Origin of the sequence: Lentilactobacillus sp. SPB1-3 (assembly GCF_026913205.2) — a bacterium.
Lineage (GTDB): Bacteria > Bacillota > Bacilli > Lactobacillales > Lactobacillaceae > Lentilactobacillus > Lentilactobacillus terminaliae.
In genome coordinates, this window is the sequence record NZ_CP168151.1 from 1861086 (window position 1) to 1885041 (window position 23956).

At 35.4% G+C, this 23956-nt stretch carries 21 protein-coding genes; 6 read left to right on the forward strand and 15 right to left on the reverse strand.

Annotated elements, in window-relative coordinates:
* Window positions 1–255: 255 nt before the first annotated feature.
* The 3 genes from O0236_RS09820 to araA form a co-directional block, all read right to left on the reverse strand.
* Window positions 256–1113, reverse strand: a complete 858-nt coding sequence (locus O0236_RS09820; RefSeq protein ID WP_268913442.1) for an aldo/keto reductase — start codon at window positions 1111–1113, stop codon at window positions 256–258.
* Between the two features lie 18 nt (window positions 1114–1131).
* On the reverse strand, window positions 1132–1665 hold the full coding sequence (locus tag O0236_RS09825) for a sugar O-acetyltransferase (RefSeq protein WP_268913501.1): 534 nt from the start codon (window positions 1663–1665) through the stop codon (window positions 1132–1134).
* A gap of 101 nt (window positions 1666–1766) precedes the next feature.
* Window positions 1767–3197, reverse strand: a complete 1431-nt coding sequence (gene araA, locus O0236_RS09830) for an L-arabinose isomerase (RefSeq protein WP_268913443.1) — start codon at window positions 3195–3197, stop codon at window positions 1767–1769.
* A gap of 206 nt (window positions 3198–3403) precedes the next feature.
* On the opposite strand from araA, the gene O0236_RS09835 reads away from it, so the two are divergent.
* The gene (locus tag O0236_RS09835) at window positions 3404–3976 is read left to right on the forward strand and encodes a sugar O-acetyltransferase (RefSeq protein ID WP_268913444.1); all 573 of its coding nucleotides are present in this window, start codon (window positions 3404–3406) and stop codon (window positions 3974–3976) included.
* A 117-nt stretch (window positions 3977–4093) separates the two neighbouring features.
* Here O0236_RS09835 and O0236_RS09840 read toward each other — a convergent pair whose 3' ends face one another.
* A complete protein-coding gene (locus O0236_RS09840) occupies window positions 4094–5185 on the reverse strand; it encodes a GntR family transcriptional regulator (RefSeq protein WP_268913445.1) in 1092 nt (363 codons plus the stop codon).
* Window positions 5186–5393: 208 nt separating this feature from the next.
* Here O0236_RS09840 and O0236_RS09845 point away from each other — a divergent pair, with 208 nt between their 5' ends.
* Window positions 5394–6422, forward strand: a complete 1029-nt coding sequence (locus tag O0236_RS09845; protein WP_268913446.1) for an aldose epimerase family protein — start codon at window positions 5394–5396, stop codon at window positions 6420–6422.
* 112 nt (window positions 6423–6534) lie between these two features.
* Here O0236_RS09845 and O0236_RS09850 read toward each other — a convergent pair whose 3' ends face one another.
* From O0236_RS09850 to O0236_RS09865, 4 genes are all read right to left on the reverse strand, one after another.
* On the reverse strand, window positions 6535–7908 hold the full coding sequence (locus O0236_RS09850; protein ID WP_268913447.1) for a sugar porter family MFS transporter: 1374 nt from the start codon (window positions 7906–7908) through the stop codon (window positions 6535–6537).
* A gap of 402 nt (window positions 7909–8310) precedes the next feature.
* A complete protein-coding gene (locus O0236_RS09855) occupies window positions 8311–9480 on the reverse strand; it encodes an acetate/propionate family kinase (RefSeq protein WP_268913448.1) in 1170 nt (389 codons plus the stop codon).
* A gap of 158 nt (window positions 9481–9638) precedes the next feature.
* Window positions 9639–10541 (reverse strand): phosphogluconate dehydrogenase (NAD(+)-dependent, decarboxylating), encoded by a 903-nt coding sequence (gene gnd / locus O0236_RS09860; RefSeq protein ID WP_268913449.1) that lies wholly within the window; start codon window positions 10539–10541, stop codon window positions 9639–9641.
* A gap of 186 nt (window positions 10542–10727) precedes the next feature.
* Window positions 10728–13316 (reverse strand): YfhO family protein, encoded by a 2589-nt coding sequence (locus O0236_RS09865; RefSeq protein WP_268913450.1) that lies wholly within the window; start codon window positions 13314–13316, stop codon window positions 10728–10730.
* 363 nt (window positions 13317–13679) lie between these two features.
* Between O0236_RS09865 and O0236_RS09870 the strand changes: the two genes are divergently transcribed.
* Together O0236_RS09870 and O0236_RS09875 are read left to right on the forward strand one after the other, a co-directional pair.
* Entirely contained in the window at window positions 13680–14576 is an 897-nt protein-coding gene (locus O0236_RS09870; RefSeq protein WP_268913451.1) for a GH25 family lysozyme, read from the forward strand.
* An 89-nt stretch (window positions 14577–14665) separates the two neighbouring features.
* Window positions 14666–15088: a C40 family peptidase gene (locus O0236_RS09875; RefSeq protein WP_268913453.1), complete on the forward strand. Its 423-nt coding sequence runs from the start codon at window positions 14666–14668 to the stop codon at window positions 15086–15088.
* Window positions 15089–15412: 324 nt separating this feature from the next.
* Here the strand turns inward: O0236_RS09875 and O0236_RS09880 are convergent, their stop codons facing one another.
* Both O0236_RS09880 and O0236_RS09885 read right to left on the reverse strand, forming a co-directional pair.
* Window positions 15413–16696 carry an oligosaccharide MFS transporter gene (locus O0236_RS09880; protein ID WP_268913454.1) on the reverse strand — a complete coding sequence of 428 codons (1284 nt, stop codon included), beginning with the start codon at window positions 16694–16696 and terminating at the stop codon, window positions 15413–15415.
* Between the two features lie 20 nt (window positions 16697–16716).
* Window positions 16717–17682 (reverse strand): glycoside hydrolase family 43 protein, encoded by a 966-nt coding sequence (locus tag O0236_RS09885; RefSeq protein ID WP_268913455.1) that lies wholly within the window; start codon window positions 17680–17682, stop codon window positions 16717–16719.
* Window positions 17683–17936: 254 nt separating this feature from the next.
* On the opposite strand from O0236_RS09885, the gene O0236_RS09890 reads away from it, so the two are divergent.
* Window positions 17937–18827, forward strand: coding sequence for an ArsR/SmtB family transcription factor (locus O0236_RS09890; RefSeq protein WP_268913456.1), 891 nt, complete (start codon window positions 17937–17939; stop codon window positions 18825–18827).
* A 22-nt stretch (window positions 18828–18849) separates the two neighbouring features.
* Entirely contained in the window at window positions 18850–19437 is a 588-nt protein-coding gene (locus tag O0236_RS09895) for a hypothetical protein (protein ID WP_268913457.1), read from the forward strand.
* Between the two features lie 168 nt (window positions 19438–19605).
* Here the strand turns inward: O0236_RS09895 and O0236_RS09900 are convergent, their stop codons facing one another.
* The 5 genes from O0236_RS09900 to O0236_RS09920 all read right to left on the reverse strand — a co-directional run bounded on the left by O0236_RS09900 (window position 19606) and on the right by O0236_RS09920 (window position 23858).
* Window positions 19606–20031: an OsmC family protein gene (locus tag O0236_RS09900; RefSeq protein WP_268913458.1), complete on the reverse strand. Its 426-nt coding sequence runs from the start codon at window positions 20029–20031 to the stop codon at window positions 19606–19608.
* Window positions 20032–20124: 93 nt separating this feature from the next.
* Window positions 20125–21516 carry an APC family permease gene (locus tag O0236_RS09905; RefSeq protein ID WP_268913459.1) on the reverse strand — a complete coding sequence of 464 codons (1392 nt, stop codon included), beginning with the start codon at window positions 21514–21516 and terminating at the stop codon, window positions 20125–20127.
* A 325-nt stretch (window positions 21517–21841) separates the two neighbouring features.
* Entirely contained in the window at window positions 21842–22321 is a 480-nt protein-coding gene (locus tag O0236_RS09910) for a hypothetical protein (RefSeq protein ID WP_268913460.1), read from the reverse strand.
* Window positions 22322–22328: 7 nt separating this feature from the next.
* Window positions 22329–22766 carry a hypothetical protein gene (locus tag O0236_RS09915; RefSeq protein WP_268913461.1) on the reverse strand — a complete coding sequence of 146 codons (438 nt, stop codon included), beginning with the start codon at window positions 22764–22766 and terminating at the stop codon, window positions 22329–22331.
* Between the two features lie 81 nt (window positions 22767–22847).
* On the reverse strand, window positions 22848–23858 hold the full coding sequence (locus tag O0236_RS09920) for a lipoate--protein ligase (protein ID WP_268913462.1): 1011 nt from the start codon (window positions 23856–23858) through the stop codon (window positions 22848–22850).
* Window positions 23859–23956 lie beyond the last annotated feature (98 nt).

Consider the following 23956-nt stretch of genomic DNA (forward strand, 5'->3'; position numbering starts at 1 on the left):
AGTTTATTAACTCAATTATAACGTAATAAAGAATCAATGCATGTAGTTAGTCTGTGAACTACATGCACTAGGTATTTTTCTCCTGTTATCACCTAATTTTGCTCCATCGAAGAATAATTTAGTTGTCTCGCATAATAAACTGACAGACACACTAATAACATATCAGGATACAAAAAATAGTGTTCCTTTAGCCATTAGCAACTAGAGGGACACTATTTAAATATAGTATTCAATTTAGTAAGTTATAAATTCTGGTTATCCATGGGGATACTGATGGCCAATTTCGTAAACCATCTCTGGTTCTTGACTGATTCTGACGTTTTTATTCATATCATCGATGAGCATCATTTCTTCATTTGTGAGTTCAAAATCATAAATGGATCCATTCTCAATGATTCTATTTTCATGCACCGATTTAGGAATAAAGGAAATTCCTCTTTGCAAATGCCATCTTAAAATAATCTGAGCCGTAGACTTTTTATGATTGTCAGCAATTTTAATTAACGTTGGATCATCAAAAATTCTCCCTCTTCCTAGCGGAGCCCAAGCTTGAGTAACAATTTGATTATTTTTATCAAACTCAACCATCGCCGCCTGAGATAAATATGGGTGATTTTCAATTTGATTAACAACAGGCATCTCATTCGCCTTAGTTTTTAAGTATTCCAAATGAATCATGCCATAGTTACTAGTACCAATTGACTTTACTAATCCCTCTGATTTTAATTGTTCAAAGGCTTTCCAAGTTTCAAAAAAATGTTGATGGATTGGCCAATGAACTAATAATAGATCAACATAATCTAACCCTAACTTTTTTAATGATTGCTCAAATGACTTCATTACGCCATCATATCCCTGATTCTCTTCGGATATCTTGGTGGTAATAAATATTTCATTTCTATCAGCATTAATACTTTGTAATGCTCGACCGACAGCTTCTTCATTGCCATACATCTGAGCAGTGTCAAACAACCGATAACCAAATTTATATGCTGACTGAATTGCGTTAATTGCTTGTTCTTCGTCAGTCATTTTGTATACACCTAGTCCTTGAATAGGCATTTTATTACCATCAGAAAGTTCAATTCTACTTCCTATACTATAATTACTCATCAAATGTCCTCCACTTAACTAAATACGTTTAATTATTCGTGCGGGGTTTCCACCAATCACAACGTTATCACCGAATGATTTAGTTACAACTGCACCTGAAGCAATTGTAACATTATTTCCAATGGTTACGCCCGGCACAATAGTTACCCGACCACCAATCCAGACATTATCTCCAATTCTTACAGGTTTAGGAAACTCATAATTATCATTTCTTAGTGTTGGATCTAGTGGATGATTAACAGAATAAATATGAACGCCTGGTCCGATTAAACAATTATTACCTATTGTGATTTTACCCACATCGATGAATACACAGTCATAATTGGCAAAAAAATTATCTCCAACTGAAATCGTGTACCCATAATCACATTTAAAGTCAGGCTGAATCTCAATATTGGTACCCGTATTAGAAAAAATTTCTTTTATCAATGCACTAGCCGATTGAGGATTGCTCTTAGCCTGATCGTTAAATTCATTTACTCGCTTACGATTATTTATACGATCCTGCACTAATTCAGGATCATTATTTAAATATCGTTCATTATTCAACATTTTTTCTTTTTCTGTTTTATTTACCACTGCTTGTCACCTCATAATAGCAAAAGAACGCTTCTTAAATCAGAGGCGTTCTTTAAATGCTATATTTCTTGAAATTATTCGTTAATATCTTGGAATTGTAAATCAAACATTTCTGCTAAATCAGCAATTTGTTGTTCTCTGTTTTCACCAAAGATAAGAACTGTGTGGTGACCACCACCATACTTAATCCATTGAGTAGCACCATGCTTTAAGCCAGTTTTTGGAGTCCACATTTGTTTTGCAACTGGAAGATGTGGAGTCTCTTTAGGAGCTTTATTAGCAGATACTGGATAACCAATCATGTGGTATTCTGTACCAAAATCAGAGATAGTTACATCGTAAGCATCTCCTTCGCGTCCAGTAAATACAAGACGTGCTGGATCATCTTTGCCACCAATATCCAATGGATGAACTTCAACTCTAGGTTTATCTGAGGCAATTGTTGGATCAACTTCCAACATGTGTGATCCAAGAATGGCTTCTTTGCCTTTTTGTAGTTCCAAAGTGTAATCTTCCATAAATGCTGTCAATTCATTATGGCTCATAATCTTCAATAGACGACCAAGGGCTGCTGTCTTCCAGTCACCTTCAGCACCAAATCCATATCCTTCAGCCATCAATAATTGAACAGCAAGTCCAGGTAGTTGTTCCAAACCATAAAGGTCTTCGAAATTAGTAGTAAATGCTGAATAATTACCTTTATCAAGGAAGTTCTTAATTCCGAAATATTCACGGATTTGATAGCGAACAGAGCTTTCATATTTCTTTGAATCGTTATCGCCTTCAACAAATTCATATTCTTTTTGTAGTTCAGCGTATTTATGATCAATATCACTATCTGAGACCGCGTTAACTTCTTGAACTAAGTCGCCAATACCAAAGTAATCCACAGTCCAACCGAACTGGATCTGTGCTTCAACCTTGTCACCTTCAGTAACAGCCACGTTTCTCATGTTATCACCAAAACGTGCCACTTTAATCTTGAAGCTTTCGTTATAAGCAACAGCTACGTCTTCCCAATCAGCAATCTCTGATTGAACTTCTGCGTCGCCCCAATATCCATAAACAATCTTGTTATGTTTTTGTAAACGAGAATTGATAAATCCATATTCACGATCCCCATGAGCGCTTTGGTTAAGGTTCATATAATCAAAGTCAATTGTTTCATATGGAATATGATCGAGATATTGAGTTGCAAGATGTAATAATGGTTTTTGTAAAATTTTTGTACCACGAATCCAATTTTTTGCTGGTGAGAAAGTGTGCATCCAAGTAATAACTCCAGCAACCTTATCGTCATAATTAACTTCTTTCATAAGGTTTGTGATGCTGTCAGCAGTCGTTGCAACTAGCTTAAACACTACCTTATAAGGTAACTTACCACTTGCATTTAATTTATCTACGATGTCTCTTGCATCTTTTTCAACTGATTTCAATTGTTCTTCACCATATAGGTGTTGACTACCAGTTACAAACCAAAATTCATAATCAGGAACTTTTAACATAATAATATCTCCTCTACACATATTTTTTATGAATCCCACGTGCATTAATGGAATCGCTTACAAGCATCAGTATAAAATATTTATACGCATAAATCAAGATAATAATTATTTATTAGTACAATATTTTCCTGCCAGGCATTTTTATACAAAAAATTATGGTATTCTTAAGATCAAAAGATGTTCTTATTAGATTGGAGAGGTAATTTATGAAGTCTGAAAAAGATAAGTTTTTAGCCGGTGAACCTTACAATATCATGGATCCTGAATTAGCTGCTGAAGAAACTAAAGCTAGACGATTATGTAAGCAAATTAATGATCTAGATGATTTAGAAGTATCCAAAAAGGACAAACTTATACGTGAATTGTTCGGTTCAGTAGGAACCAAGCCCTGGATTCAACCGAATTTTAGGTGTGATTTTGGATATAATATTCATGTTGGTGATAACTTTATGTGCAATTATGACAATGTGATTTTAGATATAGCTCCTGTGACTATTGGAGATCATTGTATGCTCGCACCACACGTTCAAATCTATACTGCTTTTCATCCTAAGGATCCCCGGGAAAGAGCCAACTCTATTGGTTTGGGAAAGCCTGTAACAATTGGGAATGACGTTTGGATAGGTGGCGGCTCAGTCATTCTTCCTGATGTAACACTAGGTAATAATGTCATTGTTGGCGCAAATTCAACAGTTACAAAATCATTTGGCGATAACGTAATTATCGCTGGAAATCCGGCCAGAATAATAAAACAGAATGTGTCCCCGTTCAATGAATAGATTAATATTAGACAAAAACAGCAACTTATCCTTGATATTCCGGATACGCTGCTGTTTTTGTCTAATATGAAAATAGATCAGAATATAATTAACATGTGATCTGTCTCTGCATTAAATCTATTTATCAACCTCAATTTTTTTAACTGAATTACGTTCTACAAGCTCAGCATCTAAAATATTAGGCTTAACTTCTTCCTTATTAATCATCGATAGCAGTAGTTTAGCCGCTACAACTCCCATTTCACGCTTGGGATGAGCCATGGTTGTTAGGCTAGGATTAATATGCTTAGACAACTCATAATCATCAAAACCAACAACAGATATTTCATCAGGCACAGATATCCCCATATTACTTAGCAATCCTAAAACCTCTATTGCTAACTCATCGTTATAGCAAGCAATCGCAGTAGGAACAGAGCTACTCTCACTCGAAATGCGTTCTTTTACTTGCTTCAAAACCGCATCGATATCGTCATTGGAGCGATACATCATAATGTCGCCTAGCGAAGCAATATTGGGTCTATTTTGATAGGCTTTGACAAACCCGCTCATTCTGTTAACCCCTTGCCGATCATCCACTTGATATATCCCCATCACTTTTTCATGACCATTATCAAGTAAATACTCAACTAACTGTCGCTCAGCGATTTCGTCATTCAGTTCGACATACGGAGCAGATAACTCGTCGTAATGTGAGTTAATGAAGACAACGGGTTTTCCAGCTTCTTGAATGGTTTTATAAACATCTAAATTTGGGTTATCCAACGTACTTTGCGTTGGTTCAACAATGAATCCCGCCACGTCATTATCTAACATGTTTATCAAACTTTGTCGTTCTTTATCATGCTGATCATGGGTATTCCCTATTAAAACGGACATTCCTTCATCCGATACCACTTGATCTATACCGCTGATAATATTTGGAAAAATGTAATCAGCAATATGTGTTGTTACTACACCTATTGTCCTCTTCAACTTAGTATTCTTATCTTTATTAATCCAATCGGCGACGTACATCCCTCCGCCCTGGATTCTTTCGATGTAGCCCTCATGCTCTAAATCTCCCATAGCTCTCCGAATCGTATATCTACTTACATCAAACCTAGACATTAATTCTGACTCTGTTGGCAATTTATCGTGAATCGCATATTGACTATTTACAATATCGTGTTTAAGACCACTCTTTACTTTTGAATATTTAGTTTCCATAAAAAAAAATCCCTGTCATTACATATTTTAATACATAATATTATACCATTCATAAAATCATTAAGATGTTTTTTGATTTTATTATATTTCGACATCAAAATATTTATACGGATAAATAAACATTACACATTGCACTACTCCATGTACAAGAATTATAATGTATTTAAGCGTTTTCATAGCGCAAAAACTATTTTAGAAGGAGAATACTATGAAATTTAATAAAGAGTCTTTCGGTTCGTACAAAGGAATGCCTGTTAGCAAGTACACCATTACAAATAAAAATAACGTATCAATCTCAGTTTTAACTTTAGGAGGCGTCCTATACGAGTTCCTTGTCCCAAGCACGAATAATGCTGATAGAAAAAATATCATAGTAAACTTCAATAATGCTGAAAATTACCTAGATAATCCATTCTACTTCTGCATGGCAATAGGTAGAACAGCTGGCAGAATAACAAATGGTACTTATGAATTAAATGGAAAAACATTTCACTTAGATCAAAATGAAGGAAATACGACTCTTCATGGTGGTTCGCATGGATTTTCATCATTTATTTGGGAAGGATCAACTGACAATAACAGCATAATCCTTACAAAACATATTAATTCCTCTGATGATTCATTCCCTGGAAATTTAGACGCAAAAATAGAATATTCGTTATCTGATGATAACGAATTAACTATTAAGTACACAGCAACCAGCAGTGAAGACACTCTATTTAACCCAACACAGCACATCTACTTCAATCTAGGAAATACAAATAATGTTCTAAATCATGCCCTTCAAATTAATTCAAGTAATCATTTGGATTTGAACAAAGATGATAAGACACCAACCGGAATGTTTTTAAACGTTGAATCTACTGTTTATGATTTTAACAATCCTCAAAAAATCGGCGATGCCGTCAAGAATAAAGAGACACAAACCGGTAGCGCTTTTGATGACGTTTTTGTAATCAACGAACACCAATCAAATGAACCAATTGCTGTCCTAAATGACCCAGAAACCCAAAGAAGCGTAACAATTAGTTCTGATCGAAATGGTTTGGTTGTATTCACACCTGATGACTTAAGTTCTATGAGCTTTAAAGATTACGGAATTGGCAAACCTTATATGGGAATTGCGTTAGAAGCACAAAACCTACCTGATGCTGTTAATCATGAAGGCTTTGGCAACATTGTTCTTCCTGCAAATAAAGAAACTAGTTACTCAATTTCGTACAAAGCAAAGTTTTAAACATTAAAAAAATGTATATAACAAAAACCATCTATTAATCAAATGATCAATAGATGGTTTTTGTTATTCATATGATTATTCGAAATTTTGAACGAGTCGTAATAATTACGAATTATTTACCTGTTCCTTGTTCTTCAATTTCCTCAAGGGAACGTCCACGTGTTTCAGGAACACAGAATTTAGTGAAGATAACCCCAAAAATACAAATTATACCAAAGATGGCAAATACAGCCTCTTGTGGCATTGCAGCCGTCATCAATGGGAATAAAAGTCCTACTAGCCAAGAACCAATCCAGTTAAATGACGATGCCAAACCTGATGCACGACCCCGAATTGCAAGTGGGAAAATTTCCCCTACAATAACCCAAGTAAGTGGGGCCCATGTGAATGAGTAGAAGGCAACATATATACATAAAAATACAACAATCATCATTGGACTAGTGTTTGGCATCATCCAATTAATTATGGCTGGAAGCAAGAATGACAGTCCCATAACGGTACCGCCCATCATAATCAAAGTACGTCTATTAAAACGATCAGCAATTGCGATATACAGCAATGATCCAAGTACCAAAATGACTCCTTGAATGATTGGCCACATTAAAGCTGAACTTGCAGCATTACCCGTCGCCTTTTCAACAATAAGAGGAATATAATAAAAGATTGCATTTGCACCTTGGAATTGTTGGAACGCTGCTACCCCAATTCCGGCAATAACTAAGTATCTATATTTACCGCTAAATAGAGTAGCCCATGATGTTGACACAGCAGCATTTTTTTCATCTTTAGCTGTTTCTTTGATATCTGACAATTCTTTATCAATTTCTGTGTCATCTTTACGAATGTAAGTTAATACTTTACGTGCTTCATCTTCATGTCCAGTCCGAACAAGAAAACGTGGTGATTCAGGTAGTTTCAAAACACCGAAATATAAAATAAGAGCTGGAACTGCAGCTAAACCAAGCATTAATCTCCATGCCCAATGCTCAGGCAAATCTTTAAGCAAGAAATCAATTATATATGATAAAAGCATACCTGAAACAATCATTGTTTGATTCAATCCAGATAATTGGCCCCTAAATTTTGCGGGAGCCATTTCTGACATATATGCTGGAACCAGAGCCGATGCGGCACCCACAGCAGTTCCCAAAAAGATTCTAACAATTATTAAATAAATTGCTCCATTATGTGGAGAAACTCCTGACAAGAGAGAACCAACAACAAAAATTAATGCTGAAATAAGAATCATTCGCCGACGACCAAGTCTATCTGACAATTGACCAGCTATAGCTCCACCAAAAATAGCACCGAACATAACTGCAGAAGTGATCCATCCTATGACACCGGCACTATTCTGTAATCCCCAATCTATTTGCAAAAAGGGCAATGCTCCGGTCATTACACCAATATCATACCCAAAAAGAATTCCTCCAAAGGAACCAAAGAAATATATAAAACCACTTGGGATCTTTTTTTCTTTTTCCATAACTATTCTCCTCAATATATTTTTGATCAAATCAATTGAAAATATTATGGCCATAATATTTATTCGCGTAAAACGTCACTGAAATGATAGGAAATACCGCTATTTTGCACTCCACAACAAAATGTTAAAAATTTTAGATAACGCTTACATTGACTATGTTATATTATTTGTACGTATAAATCAATGAAATGTTTAATATTTATAAGTACCATTTCCGTCAAAAATACTTATTTTCAAGTGATATACTAGAGAAATATTTTCTACGATTTTTTATACGTACCTATAATTATTGGGGTTTTGGTTTTTAAAAGATTGAATTATTTTATAAACAAAAAAAGCCCTGATCAAAAAGATCAGGGCAAATAATTTCACTTATTAAAAGATAATTCCGTTAACTAATCACTATTTTTGATAGTCGTAAACATCCCTAACCATTGCAATCTCTTCATCGGCAGGAATTAAAAATACCTTCACTTTCGATCCAACAGCGCTTAGATCACCAAACTGTTGCGCCTTATTTTTTTCTTCATCTAATTCAACACCAAACCAACGTAATTTTTTACATACTTCTGAACGAACCCATTCATCATGTTCGCCAATTCCTCCGGAGAAGACGATTGCATCCACGCCATCCAATTCAGTGATATACGATGATGCATACTTAATAACACGATTTAAAAACATGTCTAATGCTAACTTAGCTTGTGGATCAGATGATTCTTCTAGATCACGCATGTCTGAAGAAATACCCGAAACGCCAAGCATTCCTGATCGTTCGTTGAACATTTCAATAACTTCATCAGCTGAAGCACCCATTCGTTTCATTAAATATGGTACCAATGCAGGATCAACATCCCCCGCTCTAGTTCCCATTAAAAGCCCGTTCATAGGTGTGTAACCCATTGAGGTGTCATAACACTTCCCATCTCTTTCGGCTGCAACAGAAGCCCCTGAGCCCAAATGAAGCGTAACTAAATCAGCTTTATCAGTCCCCAACATTTTCATGGCTTGTTGAGTAGTGTAGGTGTGATTAATTCCATGTTCACCATATCTTTGAATACCAAATTTTTTAGTTAATTCATGAGGGATTCCATATTGACCATTCATTGCTGGAACATCATGGAAGAATGCACTATCAAAAACTGCGTATTGTGTCGCATCAGGTAATATTGAAGTGACGATATCAATATATTTGGCTTCACTAGGGTTATGGATTGGAGCGATTTCGCCAAGTTCAACAATCCGGCTGAGTGTTTCAGGAGTAATCTTGGTGACCTTATCAAAATCATTGGCTCCCGCGACAACTCTATGAGCAACTACTTTAATATCGCCTAGGTGATCGATAACATGGAGATCTTTTAAACGATTCAACATAATTCCAGCAGATTTGTCGTAACTAATATTATCTTGTTGGTCTTTAAAAACTTGATTATCGCCATACTTAATTTTCACTTTCGATCCTGGCATATTCAATCTTTCAATTTCTCCGGCTGCAAGGACATCTTCGTTAGGCATTTCAAACAACTTAAACTTCAATGATGAGCTTCCTGCATTAACAATCAATATTTTCATGGTCTTCTGGTCCCCTTTAATCATAGATTATGATATCTATATTAAACCACATATCCAACCCAATGAAAAACGCTTACATACTAATTTAATTCATGTTTGAAAATATATCCAAAAATAAAAACAGCACCTCATTAATGAGACGCTGTCATTAGTTTTAATTATTTTTTCATGTCCATTGCGTGGCCACCGAAACCGTTACGCAATGATGAAACTACCTTACCGGTAAATGTGTCATCTTGTTCTGAGTAGTTACGAACAAACAATGAGTTAGCAATAACAGGAACTGGAACACCAAGCTTAAGAGCTTCTTGGATAGTCCACTTACCTTCACCAGATGAATGCATAACACCAGTGATGTTTTCCAAGTTTGCATCTTTAGCAAATGCTTCTTCAGCAAGTTCCATTAGCCATCCACGGATAACTGATCCATGTGACCAAACCTTAGCAACTGCTTCGTTATCGTATTCAAATTGACTGTTTTGAAGAACATCGTATCCTTCACCAATAGCTTCCATCATACCGTATTCAATACCGTTATGAACCATCTTAAGGTAATGACCTGAACCTGGTTTACCGGTGTATAGGTAACCATCTTCTTGGGCAATTCCTTCAAATAATGGTACTAAGTGTTCAAACGCTTCTTTACTTGGTCCACCGATCATAAAGTTACCACCATTTAAGGCACCATCTTTACCACCTGAAGTACCACAGTCAAAGAAGTTAATTCCCTTAGCAGCAGCAATTTCGTTATGACGTACTGAATCTTCGTAGAATGAGTTACCACCATCGATTAGGTAGTCACCAGATGAAAGAAGACTAACTAATTCTTCAACAGTTGAGTCGGTTGGCTTGCCAGCTGGAACCATGATCCAAACAGTCTTAGGAGCTTGTAATTTGCTTACAAGGTCTTCATTACTTGTAGCAGCAATCGCACCTGCTTCTTCAGCAAGCTTAACATTGTCAGCGTTCAAATCGAATGCAACAACTTCATTTCCGTTACGAATCATGTTCTTAACTAAGTTAAGACCCATTTTACCTAAACCAATCATACCAATTTGCATATTTTCTTTCTCCCGTTCTTAAAAACATCATATTTAAATACTTCCAAATATGATTATATATCTTGAAAATAATTTTCACAAGGGGAAACTTAAAAAACACAAATATTTTTTACGTGCTCGCAGAAAGGCGTTAAATTGGGAATCCTTAGGTTATATTCTCAAATACAAGCTTGACACTTTTTGAAATTAATTTACATTTTGACGACGATAAAGCCTTACTACAGCAGTGATTATAGTCAATCCGAACATCATAATTGAAATAATTAAGCCTACTTTTAATCCACCAGCCTCATATTTAAAATGAACTCTATTATTGCCTTGTGGTAATTCAACACCCATTAATCCATCAGCAACTCGAATTACTTGCCCAGGTTGACCATTAACAGTGACATGCCACCCCTTATCAAAAGGCATACTCATAAATAAGATTTGATTTTTCTGCTTTACTTGAATCTCTCCAGCAAAGTCGTCTCCTTGATAATTAATGTTTTTAGGATTATCAAATTTAAGGGTGCTAATTGGTGCATTAGTCGCATCTCGATCAAATGCAAAATTATCAAAACCAGAAACATCATTTTCTATTCCTGATAAGGAATTGGGAGAAACGATTTTAACAGAATACTGTTCATTGTATTTCTTGCTTCCCAATGGAATAACTTCAGTTCCTAATCCACTGTAAATTGGTGAGATAAGGTTATCGTTTACGTAAATACTGATTCCTTGGAGACGAATGTTCGGAATATATAGATATTGTGAGCCATCTGTCCGTGCAGTAAATTTCATTTCATAAGTATATGGGCCACTGCCTAATTTATTTACCGATAGGATCCGAGGGGCTTTGAAGTATTGATAATTTTTTCCGGATTCAATTTGGGCAACTCGATTCAAGTTTTTAAAGACCATACCTTTTTCAAAAGTTAAATTCTTAACCTCATCATTCATCATAAAACCGATTGAAGGGACTTTATTATTTTGAACGGTTGAGCCTTGATGCGGATCGACCGTAATAATGTTGCGCACCCCTAATATATGATTAGTAACTTCTGTCCCCCCGAGCATGTCAATTCGACGAATATTCCTAGTTGAAAAGCCGAGATTTTCGAGGACATAGTGGGTCTGTGAATTTAGTGTGGAACTGTACGAACCGATTCCACGATTTTGAAAGATCAATGAATCGTTATAACCAGAATATGGATTAGGATACAAAGATTTAAACGCTTGATTAACAACCAGTGACCGATAAACCCGACCATTTTCAATACTGTCAGATTCATCACGATTAATTATTTTGGCACTGTAGTTGTAAGCATCTGCATAATTCCGTTGATTCATGAATGTAGCTCCGCCAGTGGATAGAACGAAATTGGTCCCCATCTCAAATATCACAAGTAAGAACAATAAATTTCTCTTGTTCTTTGACTGAATGGTCATCCCTGCCATTAAAATCGATGTAATCACAACAAACACAAAGCTGACTAACAAATGCCAGTTATTAACAGAAAATTGAATATTATTAATATTAAACACGCGGATGATTTCGCTGAAAATGTTGGCACATATGTAACCGATTACCAAACTGATCACAACATACTTTGTCGATCTAGTGACTAGTTGCCGATTCTCAAAAACATTTTTAGTATATGCTTCAAAACCAAACATAATAATCAAGAAACTAAGCATGTAAACCATTCTAAATGGAAATCCTGCCGGCTGCTGGAACATGTGCCAAATCGTATTGAATGGCAAAATCCACATACCTAAGAAACTAGCGGTTAGTATGAAGCCAGCTGCCTGCTTACTTTGACGGCTAATTTGTTTAGATAGGAAATAACAAATCAATCCAATGATGAACAATGTGCCACTAAACACACTTGGATCATGAAATAACCTATCGTTAAAATTATTAGCACCGACGCCCAAATTAGTTAACACACTTGGCCCGAAACTAACAATTGGGATAAAACTTTTTAATTCAAAACTACCTTTACCAGTAGTCATCATAGCAAAGCCGGTTGGAATCAACACGATCGCAGACATACCACCTGCTAAGAGAGAATACCAACTAAACCTCCCAATAACTTGTTTTTGAGTTCCGGCAAATTTAGTGAATTTCATTCCCTGAGGTTTTTCATTGATCAAAAGATATACCAAGTACAAAACCATGAATATACATATCATGTAACCCATATAGTAATTAGTAACTATCGTGTAAGTCAGTGTGAACACATAAAGCCACACGCGATTCTTTTTGACTAATCTTTCCAAACTTGCGACGACGATTGGCAACATAATTAAGGCATCAAGCCACATCAAGTCGTAAAAATACATTGCCACGAATCCGCAAAGACCATATGCCACCCCTGCGGCAATCGTCATTAAGTCGTACTTTTGATATTTTCTAGCAAGAAAAATACTCATTGATATGTTGGCAAAAATGATTTTCAACCAAATAATCAAATCAATCGCAACTGGTAATTGGGCATTTTTAAAGAAAACAATAATCAAGTTAAACGGACTTAGTAAATAGTAAGAATAAATTGGAACAGCACTATCACCGATTGAAACCAAAAATGAGTAACTTGAAAAATGAAGATGAAGCAACTGTCTTCTTAGCTCAGTAAAAAATTGCAAGTACTGAGTGGCCAAATCACTAACCAAGAAGTTTTTGGGACCAAACGGACTAATATGAAGAAGCCAAAAGATAATGGCCATTACAACTATTGGAGTGATGATTGCTTTAAGATAAAATGATTTTTTTCCATTTAATTTATTCATAAATATTGTCAAACTCTTCCCATGATTTTTAATGCTTTTCTATTGTACCTGATATTATTAAGAAACAACACGTCCAAGCGAACGGTTTATTCATTAAATACATCGTGTTTTATATTACATTATTAACTATTATTGAAACAATTGACGAATAAGAACGATAATTTACAAAATTTATAACGAATTAACGACATATAAAATAAAATTTTTAAATATATTGTAGTTTTAAACCCTTTTATTAAAGGGATTTACAATCGATTTTTTGCCATGCAATCTTTTTTAACACTTCTGAAATAGCCTTGATATTGTTTAGTAGCATTCATCCCATATAATGTGCCTTGTATCTTTTAGAGGAGGATCACTTAAATGACAATTAACTTTAAAAAATTTGCTGGAATATTCATGGGAGCAATGGCAGCTTTCACTATTGGCACTACTGCCTATGCTAGCAAAACTAAAATCGCTGACGTTTCTCAATATCAAGGCAACATTAACTGGAGCAAAGCATCCAAAGAACTAAAGATGGTTATCATCAGAGTTCAACATGGTGACACCGGTGATGCTGACTTTAGAATTGATACCAAAAAAGACGTCAATGCCGCTGGAGCTTATAAATACAAAGTTCCCTTTGGTCAATACGGATACGCAGAATTCAGCAGTGTAGCCGACGCAAAAAAAGAAGCTCGTGACTTTTACAAGCGCAGCAGCAAAAAAGCTAATTTCTATGTATTAGACAATGAACATCGTAAAGGTAAAGGTAGCGAACAAAGTTACGTTAACGCTTGGTTATCAACCATGCGTTCATTAACTAACAAACCCTTAGTTTATTATTCATACCAAAACTATGTAAACACTTATAAGATAAATTATTCTAAGTTCGATGGTTCATGGATCGCTAATTATTCTACTAAACCTAATGTTAAAACTGACTTGTGGCAATACACATCAACCGGTCGGTTAAGTGGAATTTCTGGTAACGTTGATTTAAGTAAGGCTGTTACTAGTAAGGTGGCTAGTTGGTATAGCAATGCCAGTGCTCATGTAACTCCAAGTTACTTCACCAGCTTACCAAACAGCAAGAAAATCACTGTTACTAAAGCAATTTACCAATATTCAGACAAGAATTTTAAAAATCGTGTTAAAAAGATTTCAGCAGAAACTAGTCTTTCAGTAACCGACGTCGTGAAGTCCGATGGTAAAGCTTATAGATTCCAATTATCTAATGGCAATTACATCACAGCCAATAAGGCATACATTCACTAGAGAGTCAAAAAGGAGAATTTAATATCGTTTTCAATAAAATCATTAAAACTATTTCTAAAACATTGTTATTTGCTGCAACAGTTGCTTTAATGTTGATTGCTATCAATCCTTCATCAAAAGTTTCTGCTAATAGCAACAGTACTTCATATGATTCTGTTCTCAAAACTGCTAAAAAGCATTTAGGTGCTCGTTACGTTTGGGGTGCAACTGGCCCTACTCGTTTTGATTGTTCAGGATTTACAAAATACGTATATAAAAAATCCATCAAAAAATCAATTCCACGTACAGCTCAACAACAATATAATCATACAAAAAAAGTTTCTAAATCAAACATCAAAAAGGGTGATCTAGTATACTTTGGTGGTAGCAAACATAGCATCTCACATGTGGGAATGTACATTGGTAACGGTAAAATGATTGACTCTCAAAATCGGGGTGTCGTCGTTGAAAAAGTTTATGCTCCTTGGTGGCACGTGGTTGGTTTCTCAAGACCAGTTAACTTAACTTATTAATACAATGCAAATATTAAAGCCTGATATTGGATTCATTTATCCAGTATCAGGCTTTTTTGCACTTATTTCAATTAATCAATCAAAATCCTTCCTAAAATTCATCATTGACTAAACTATATATAATTTTCATATGATTTCTTAGATTGAAAAACTTTAGAATAATACACAAAGCTTCACTAAATTGATTACATATTAAAAATCAAAAAAGGAGATAATAATTCGGTAAATCACCAAATTATTATCTCCTAAATAGTAATGTAACTTTTTATAGATCTTGATTCCCACGAAACTTTTATTTTAGGTGAAATTTCATTGTTTTATAAATCAGGATAAAATCTTTCCATTTTCATCTCGTTCACCAGCCTGAACAGGATCCTCTTTCTTCAAGAAGAATAATGCGAACACTGTAATGATTAACACAAAAATTCCCATGTAAATATATGTGTGTTGATAGCCAATGCTATCATATAAATTACCAGCTAATGTTGAAAAAATAAAAACAGAAATCTGTTTAGCAAAATTAGAAGCCAATGCATAAATGGTAGCATATAACCTGATATCAAATGCACCTGCTATATACTTCATAATTGAAGTTAACAATAATGGCATTTCTAAGCCTGCTAACAAACGGAATCCAACTACCCAGATCCAATTTGGAGATAAAGCTGAACCAATTATTCGTAAAGCCGTAACAAGCCCATAGATAACTAAACCGTTTCTGGAACCAATTTTATTTATAATCCAAGGCATTGGGAACATTAATAAAAATTCAATGGCAGTTTGGCCAGATGTCATGTAACTGTATACAAGCGTACTTTGAGCCGCCGTATGGAAAAATGTTTTAAAGAAGATAATAAACTGCTGATCAAAAACATCATATAATGCAGATGCACCCATGTAAAAGATTGCTAACACCCATAAATTTTTAATTTTGAACACTGATAAGACCGTTTTCCAGTCCAATGAATCAGAAGTATCACCTGCAACATCAGCATTGTCCATGTTGATTTTATCAGAAAATAATAACAAGCAAACCAAAATAATTGCGGCAATAGTACAAGCCCAGAATATCGAGTTAGGGCTCCAAATAAATAAACGTCCTGCGACTAACGAAGCAACAACGCCGGCAACTGAACCACCAACCCGAGAATGTGCATATTCGAAGTGGTTAGCTAAGCTAGCCCTTTGAACATATTGCTCAATAACTGATACTCCACCATTTAAAATAAAACTAAGAAATGCACCTGTTACAACAGCAACCAAAACTGAATTAACATGCATCAATGGTAAGAATGCCCATTGGAAATAAGGGCCCACAAACATTCCTGCAACTGCAATAGTTAAAATTAAGTTCTTTTTAAATAAAAGTTTATCAGATATAACGCCGAAGAATGGTTGATAGATTAAAGATATTCCAGCCATCATTGAGAATACCATACCAGACTGTACACCATTAAGATGTCCGACTTGCTCCATCCACAATGTTAAGTATCCATAAACTACTGCCCAAATGAAAAAATAACTAAAATGAGTAAATGGGAAACCCCAGAAGTTCTTTTTTTCATTTGTAACTGGCATTTTGTTACTACTAAGATCTTTTGTATCCATGTTCAGTCTCCTCCTTCACATTATTCGTAGTTGTAAGGCAGTGGTTTGCCAAAGTTTGGTGTTCCATCATCATTCCATGAAAATGATTGGACTTTAGTGTGTCTATTAGGATCGTATAAAGGATCTCCCTTAATATCTGTATAATCACGACAATGGTAGACTAATATGTCAGTCTCATCATCTTCTGCCTTAGTGAACGAATTATGTCCTGGTCCAAATTGATGCTCTTTTAAGTCACTCTGAAATACTGGCTTATCCTTCTTTATCCAATTACTTGCATCTAACAAGTCGGCATTATCTGGAATGCTGAGCATTCCCATACAGTAATTTTCATCCGTTGCGCTTGCTGAATATGTTAAAAAGTATTTATCATTCCGATGAATGATTGCGGGTCCTTCGTTAACAGCAAAGATTTTTGTTTCCCAATCATATTCAGGTTTGGAAATCATGATTGGATCAGTTTTTAGAGTCCAAGGATTTTCCATTTCAGAAATATATAAATTAGTATTTCCAAAAATTTTTGGATCTTTCTGAGCCCAAACATAGTACAGTTTGCCGTCACGTTGAAAACAAGTTGCATCTAAAGCAAACGTGTCCATAGGTGTCTTAATTTGTCCTCTTTCAACCCAATCATCTTCGCTCCTCATCGGGTCAGCATTATCACATTCAATACAAAACATTCTATGCTGGAACATACCATTATCATCAAAATCCTGAGTTTCAGCAGCTGCGAAATAAATAAACCATTTCCCATCAATATAATGAATTTCAGGAGCCCATATCAATTGGCTCATCGCACCACTATCGTGTTTACGCCAAATTGTTCTGGGAGCAGCGTGTGCCAATCCTTCAAGTGTTTTTGCTCTTCGAATTTCAATCAAGTTGTAAGCAGGAACCGAAGCAGTGAAATAATAAAATCCATCCGTATGCTTATAGATGTATGGATCCGCTCTTTGCACTATTAATGGACTTGAATATATAGTCATTTAAACATCCCCTAGTTATTTTCTATTGAATCTTGTGCACAAGCATATAGTATTATTCAATGTAACCGATTACAATATTTTTAGTGATGTTTTTTACAAAAAGAGCTTATGATAAACATTTATATTGTTTAATCGCGGCTAAGTAACCGCATACATTTAAAATGATTAACATTTTTATTATCAAAACAATGATGTATACTAATTATGATTCCGTTCCTAAAACATATACATTTACTTATAGAAAGGAAATTGAAATGGATTTAGATATCACCAACAGTTCTTTGAATACTTATAAAGCGTTAGCGAGTGATGTTCGGATAAAAATCATTCAAGAACTTTCTCACAAAAGAATGAGTGTGCAGGAGTTATCTGAAAAATTAAATCTCAGTAGCACGATTACCCTCATGCATTTAAATAAACTTGCTGAAGGAGAAATAATTGGATTCGAACGTCACGGGCACAGTAAAGTATCATATTTAAAAGTGGATAACATTAACATTCATTTCCCCACGCCTATATATCCGGCTTTTGCGGTCTATGAAACTCAAGTTCCCGTGGGACAATATACTAACTATTCTGTCGTACCTTCATGCGGACTGGCGGGTAAAAGCGACTATATTGGAAAAGTGGATAATCCATCATATTTTATGAGCCCTGAAAGAATTGGTGCCGGAATGATTTGGTGGAACGATGGATTTGTTGAATATCAATTTCCTAATTATTTAGAAGAAAACGATCATCTTGAAATGATTGACCTATCAGCGGAACTAGGGTCGGAATTTCCTTTTTCAAATAATGTTTGGCCTTCAGATATAACTGTTTATATTAATAATGTTGAGATAGGTACTTGGACAAGTCCCGGGGATTTTTCCGATATTCGTGGAAAGTTCACCCCTGACTGGGTTCCAGACAATGTTAATCAGTACGGAATACTGAAGACGTTTAGAGTTACTGACCATGGTAGTTACTTAGACGGGCAGCCCTTCACTGAAGTATCAATTAAAGATATTGATTGGAGTACCCCTACTTTCACAGTACGGTTCCAAATAAAAGAAGATGCTAATCATCATGGTGGATGTACTATTTTTGGGCAGGGCTTTGGTAACTATGATCAAGATATTAAAATGAAATTATTTCATAGCTAATTTTAGAAAGAAGGTCTATGTATTGAATAACAAATTAAAAATGAGGGAATTCATCCTCACTTACTTAAGTACTCAAGCAAATAAAATCAACCTTCAAATTGTAAAGAATCTAATTAATTACGGCAAAAATAATAATTTTACTGCGACCAGTATTCTTAATGAATTATTTGAGATGGATAGCAAACATTCTGGTTGGCTAAACGCCACGATTGAAATAGATTATGTAGATGGTGTTATCTTATTTAGCAACCACGCTACTGAATGGCTGTCACCAAGCGGGTATTCGTATCTGCATGAGATCCAGTCATATAAAGAACAAAATGATTTTAATTCTAGCAAAGAGCACCTAACAAATAAATTTGAAAAAGAATTGAACAGTCTTTTAAAGACTAAGGTTAAACTAAAAAATGAACATGATAAAGTAACCCTTCAGGAACTTATCATAGAGCTTCGCCATAATTTAAATCAAAACGATCACGATCAATTAAAAATTAATTCACTAAAGAAATTCAAACCCTTTGTTTCTGATAATTGGGATACTTTATCTGAACCAATGAAACCAATACTCGTCGAACTAGCCAATCGTTTTTTATTTAACATATACAAATAAAATGATAGTTGCGGATTAAAGTCAAAAAAGATACAAAAATAGCCTCCTTTTTCTCAGTATTCAATCGAAAAAGAAGACCATTAAACGTCAGTTTATTTTATTATTCAGTTACGTCAGATGAGAATTAATTTTTATTACACGTTTTCACTGTAATAACATGTAATAATACTAGAAACTAAACTGATCAACTACCTCAAAACTAACTTCTTCGTTACCTTTAAGCAATTTGGCAACTGGGCATTGATCTAATGCCTCAGCGACCATCTGTTTACCCTTTTCATTATCAATCTCATGAAACATAATTTGGCATCTAACTACAAACTTGTAACCCTTAGTATCCTTAACGATATCAACTCCAGTATGAATAACACTGTCGTGTTTTAATTGATGTTGTTCTTCGACAATACCAATTGTCGCGTTAAAACAGGTACTAAGAGCAAAACCAATGAATTGTTCTGGGTTAGTTCCGGGACTTTGAACCAGCGAACTGCTAACCCCTAAGGACAGGCCTTCGTTACCACGTACATAGCTTTGACCAGTTAGTCCACGTTCATTAACAACCTCAGTATGATAAAGTGATCCTTCAACAGCCATAATAATTCCTCCTTAATTAGCAACATAGTTCAACCTAATCATATGTTATCCAAATGTTAGATGCCATTATTTTGACTAATTAATTAACCAACTTTATTGAGAGTTTAATCGACTATGTTTTAATCCGTAACTAAAGTAGAGAATCAATCCAAGCGCAAACCAGATAACTGACGCAATCCATGTTTCCACTTGTAATTGTGTCAACATCAATAGGCATAGTAACGCTGATATGATAGGTAGCCAAGGATAAAATGGTACTTGGAATCCTTTAGAGTTATTGATTTCTTTGTTCCTTCTCAAAGGAATTATTCCGATTGAAACAAACAAGAATGCAATTAAAGTACCAATATTAACCAAATTAGTAAGTTGCTCCAAGGGAACAAACCCTCCCATGAACGCAATAATGACGGTGATAACCAGCATACTATTTCTAGGTGTCCCCTTTTCATCGATTTTACCCAAAAACTTCGGCAACAAACCATCTCGACCAATCGAATAAATCAATCGCGACGAACTGTAAATCATCGTGACCATCATAGTAAACATTCCAGCAAGAGCACCTAAAGAAATAATTCCTGCGGTCCAATTCTGGTGGACCAGATTCATGGCAAAAGCGACAGGATCTGGCACATTAAGTTTGGAATATGACACCATTCCAGTTAAGACGATGGCTACTCCAACATATAACACCGTCGCAATAACTAACGTGCCAATAATTCCAATTGGCATATTCTTTCGTGGATTCTTAACTTCAGCGGCTGAACTTGAAACCACATCAAATCCTAGATAGGCAAAGAAGACTGCAGCAGCTCCGTGAAGAACTCCACTGCCACCAAATGGAAAGAATGGTTGCCAGTTTGAAGGTTTAACAAAAAATGCCCCAACGACAACAAATAAAATAATAATTGCAATTTTAACGATAACAATAAAATTATTGATTCTTACTGATGAACGTACTCCGTGATTCAGCATCAAAGAGATAGCAATAACCACCAAAACAGCGATCCAATTACCATAACTCTTGTTAGCAGGATCAAACGGACCAACAATCGATGCTGGAATATTAACATTAAAGCCGCCTAAAAACGACTTCAGGTACGCTCCCCAAGCACTAGCAACAGCGGCTACCGCCAACACATACTCTAAAATCAGTGCCCAACCGAGAACCCAGCCAATAACTTCACCAAAGACTAAATTCCCGTATGAATAAGCGCTACCCGCTACAGGTAAAGCAGACGCAAATTCTGCGTAACACATTGCCGCAGTGGAACAAACTACAGCTGCAAGAATGAACGACAACATCGTCGCTGGACCAGCCTTAGTTGCTGCTACTGTTCCTGGCAAAATAAAAATACCCGTTCCAATAACTGCACCAATTCCCAATGAGATTAAGTCAAAGGCTGTCATGGTCTTACTAAATTTTTTGTCGGTCTCCAAATACCGGTCGATTTTTTCTTTCCGAAAAATTCGCGAACCAAGTGACATTGGTAGTTCCTCCGTTTTTCATTAAATTATAATGAGATTAATATTGTTTCATTTTAACTTTCGGAACTAGTAAAAGTCAATTTAAGGCCAATACGAATAGAAAATAAAAAAGCCAACCATTAAAATGGTTGGCTTTTTACGGCGCTTATTACTAAGCGAGTTCCTTGGATTCCACAATCCTCTAGAACCAAACACCTGCAGATCCGTGCAGAAATGTGTCCCGCTCAAAATATCACTAAAATCGCTTGCGCGAACAGCCGAAGCTGCGTGATCTCTCGACTCATCGCATGTAACAAACTATACAGCAAAATTATGAAAAGTGCAATTACTTTTTTTCATTTTTTGCTTGAGATTTATTTTCAGTGATTTGTTCGGCTTTTTCAGAAATCCATTTAGTTATGAATTCTAAATAATTATCCGGATCGTTAATTAAATCATCAGCTGATGCAACCTTATCAATTCTTAGGCCTGACCGATTAACATTTTCAGATGTCACTACCAAATAAACATTAATTGGCAAACTATCTTGATCTGAAATCATCTTATCGATTCGGTCAATTTCATCGAGAGGTAAATTAATTAAATTACTTTCCAATCTAAACATTGAATCATCATCAGTTAAATTAATAGCGGAAATCACGGCTTGCTTACCAGATTGTAAGCCACTAATGATTTTATCAACCATTGACTTAACTTGGCTATCACTGATGCTCAATAGCTCAGCCAGCTTCATTTTCAACTGATCACTAGAATCAGTGTTGCCTGACTTAACTTCCTCAATAAACGTTGATACCTCAGCGTCCATTTTTTAATCACCCAATTTCTTTATTGTGCTTATCTGCTCGGCGTTTTAACATATCCGTTTGCAGTACCGCTCGCATTCTAAATGCTAACATGTACCAATATACATTAACAACAATTCCAAAAATAACAAGGGCTAATACTAACAACCGCAACAAAATATTTCCATCGCTGCCTTGGACTAAAGTAATCCCCATGCCGACAAACCCCACAGAGTAAATTGCGATGACTACTGATAAAAGATAGTAACTAATTTTAACTTTTAAGACGGCTAAGATTAGTGTTGCAGCATAAAATGCAATCGCAATATAGGTCACTTGCCACATCTCAGACATAATCACAGGTCGATCTAATTTCATCCATTTCAAAGTCATTAGCGCATTAGATGCAAGAAAAACAACTAATGAAACGATAGCCCAGTAAATAACCCGTTTTTCTTCTTTTTTCATTGAATCCTCCAAATAAAAAAGATAAATTCATCCTGAATTTATCTTTTTAAGTCTAACTCAAGTCTACCGTAATTATTCTTATTAGAAAAGCAGATCTAACAACTCATCCTTGGAGATTCCGTTAAAGTATTGGTTAACATCCACGTCATTAAGGACTTGTTCTACTTCAGCTCGTTCAAATTTAGTTCCAACTAGTTTATCAGCTAAATCTGCTGCATCCTTAGGGCCAAAGAAGTCACCATAGAACTTAGCAACCGTAATCTTACCATCATCAACGACAAATCTAGCATCGATAGTTCCACTAGTGAAATGTTGTCGTTTCTTAACTGTGAACTCTGGTGAATTACCATAAACCCAATCCCAGTTATCAAAGATTTCGGCATTGATCTTATCAATTCCCTTTTCATCTTCAGGAGTTAACTTGTATTCTTTGTCCTTAATTTCATCTGTGTTATTAACATGGAATAATTCTCTTAATAATTCATCTCTAAATTGTGGTGTGGTCATATCTTGATACTCTGATGACAGGTATGGTCTCAGATTAGTAACTCGAGAACTAACTGATTTAATTCCCTTTGACTTGATCTTGTCCTCTGGAACTGTCAGAGCATTTGGTAAGACACTCAGATCAACATCTAACATCAATGTTCCGTGAGAGAATGTCTTACCATTTTTAGTGTACATAGCGTTACCTGAGAACTTTTTACCATCTACTAAAATATCATTTCTTCCAGAAACTTCGGCAGTAGTTGCGCCCATCCGATGTAATGCATCTACGACAGGTTGAACGAATGATTTGAAATCACCAAACTCTTCGCTGTCACTATCGACCACGAAACTAAAGCATAGGTTACCAAGATCTTGATATACTGCTCCCCCACCGGAAGTTCTTCTAGTAACGACGATACCGTGTTCATCAACATATTGCTTATTGATTTCTTCTAAAGTATTTTGGTTACGGCCAACGATGATGCATGGGCCTTCAATGTAGAACAAAAGTAGCGGTTCATCAAATTTTTTTTCGTTCATCAAATATGTCTCAGTTGCTAAATTAAGACGAATATCGTTTGATTTCATAATGTGATAGTACATGAGAAAGCCCCATTCCTAGTCTATTTTCAATTAATCATAACACCTAAAGAAAGCGATTTCAAATTAGCTTAAAATCAATGAAATGGGTTACATTTACC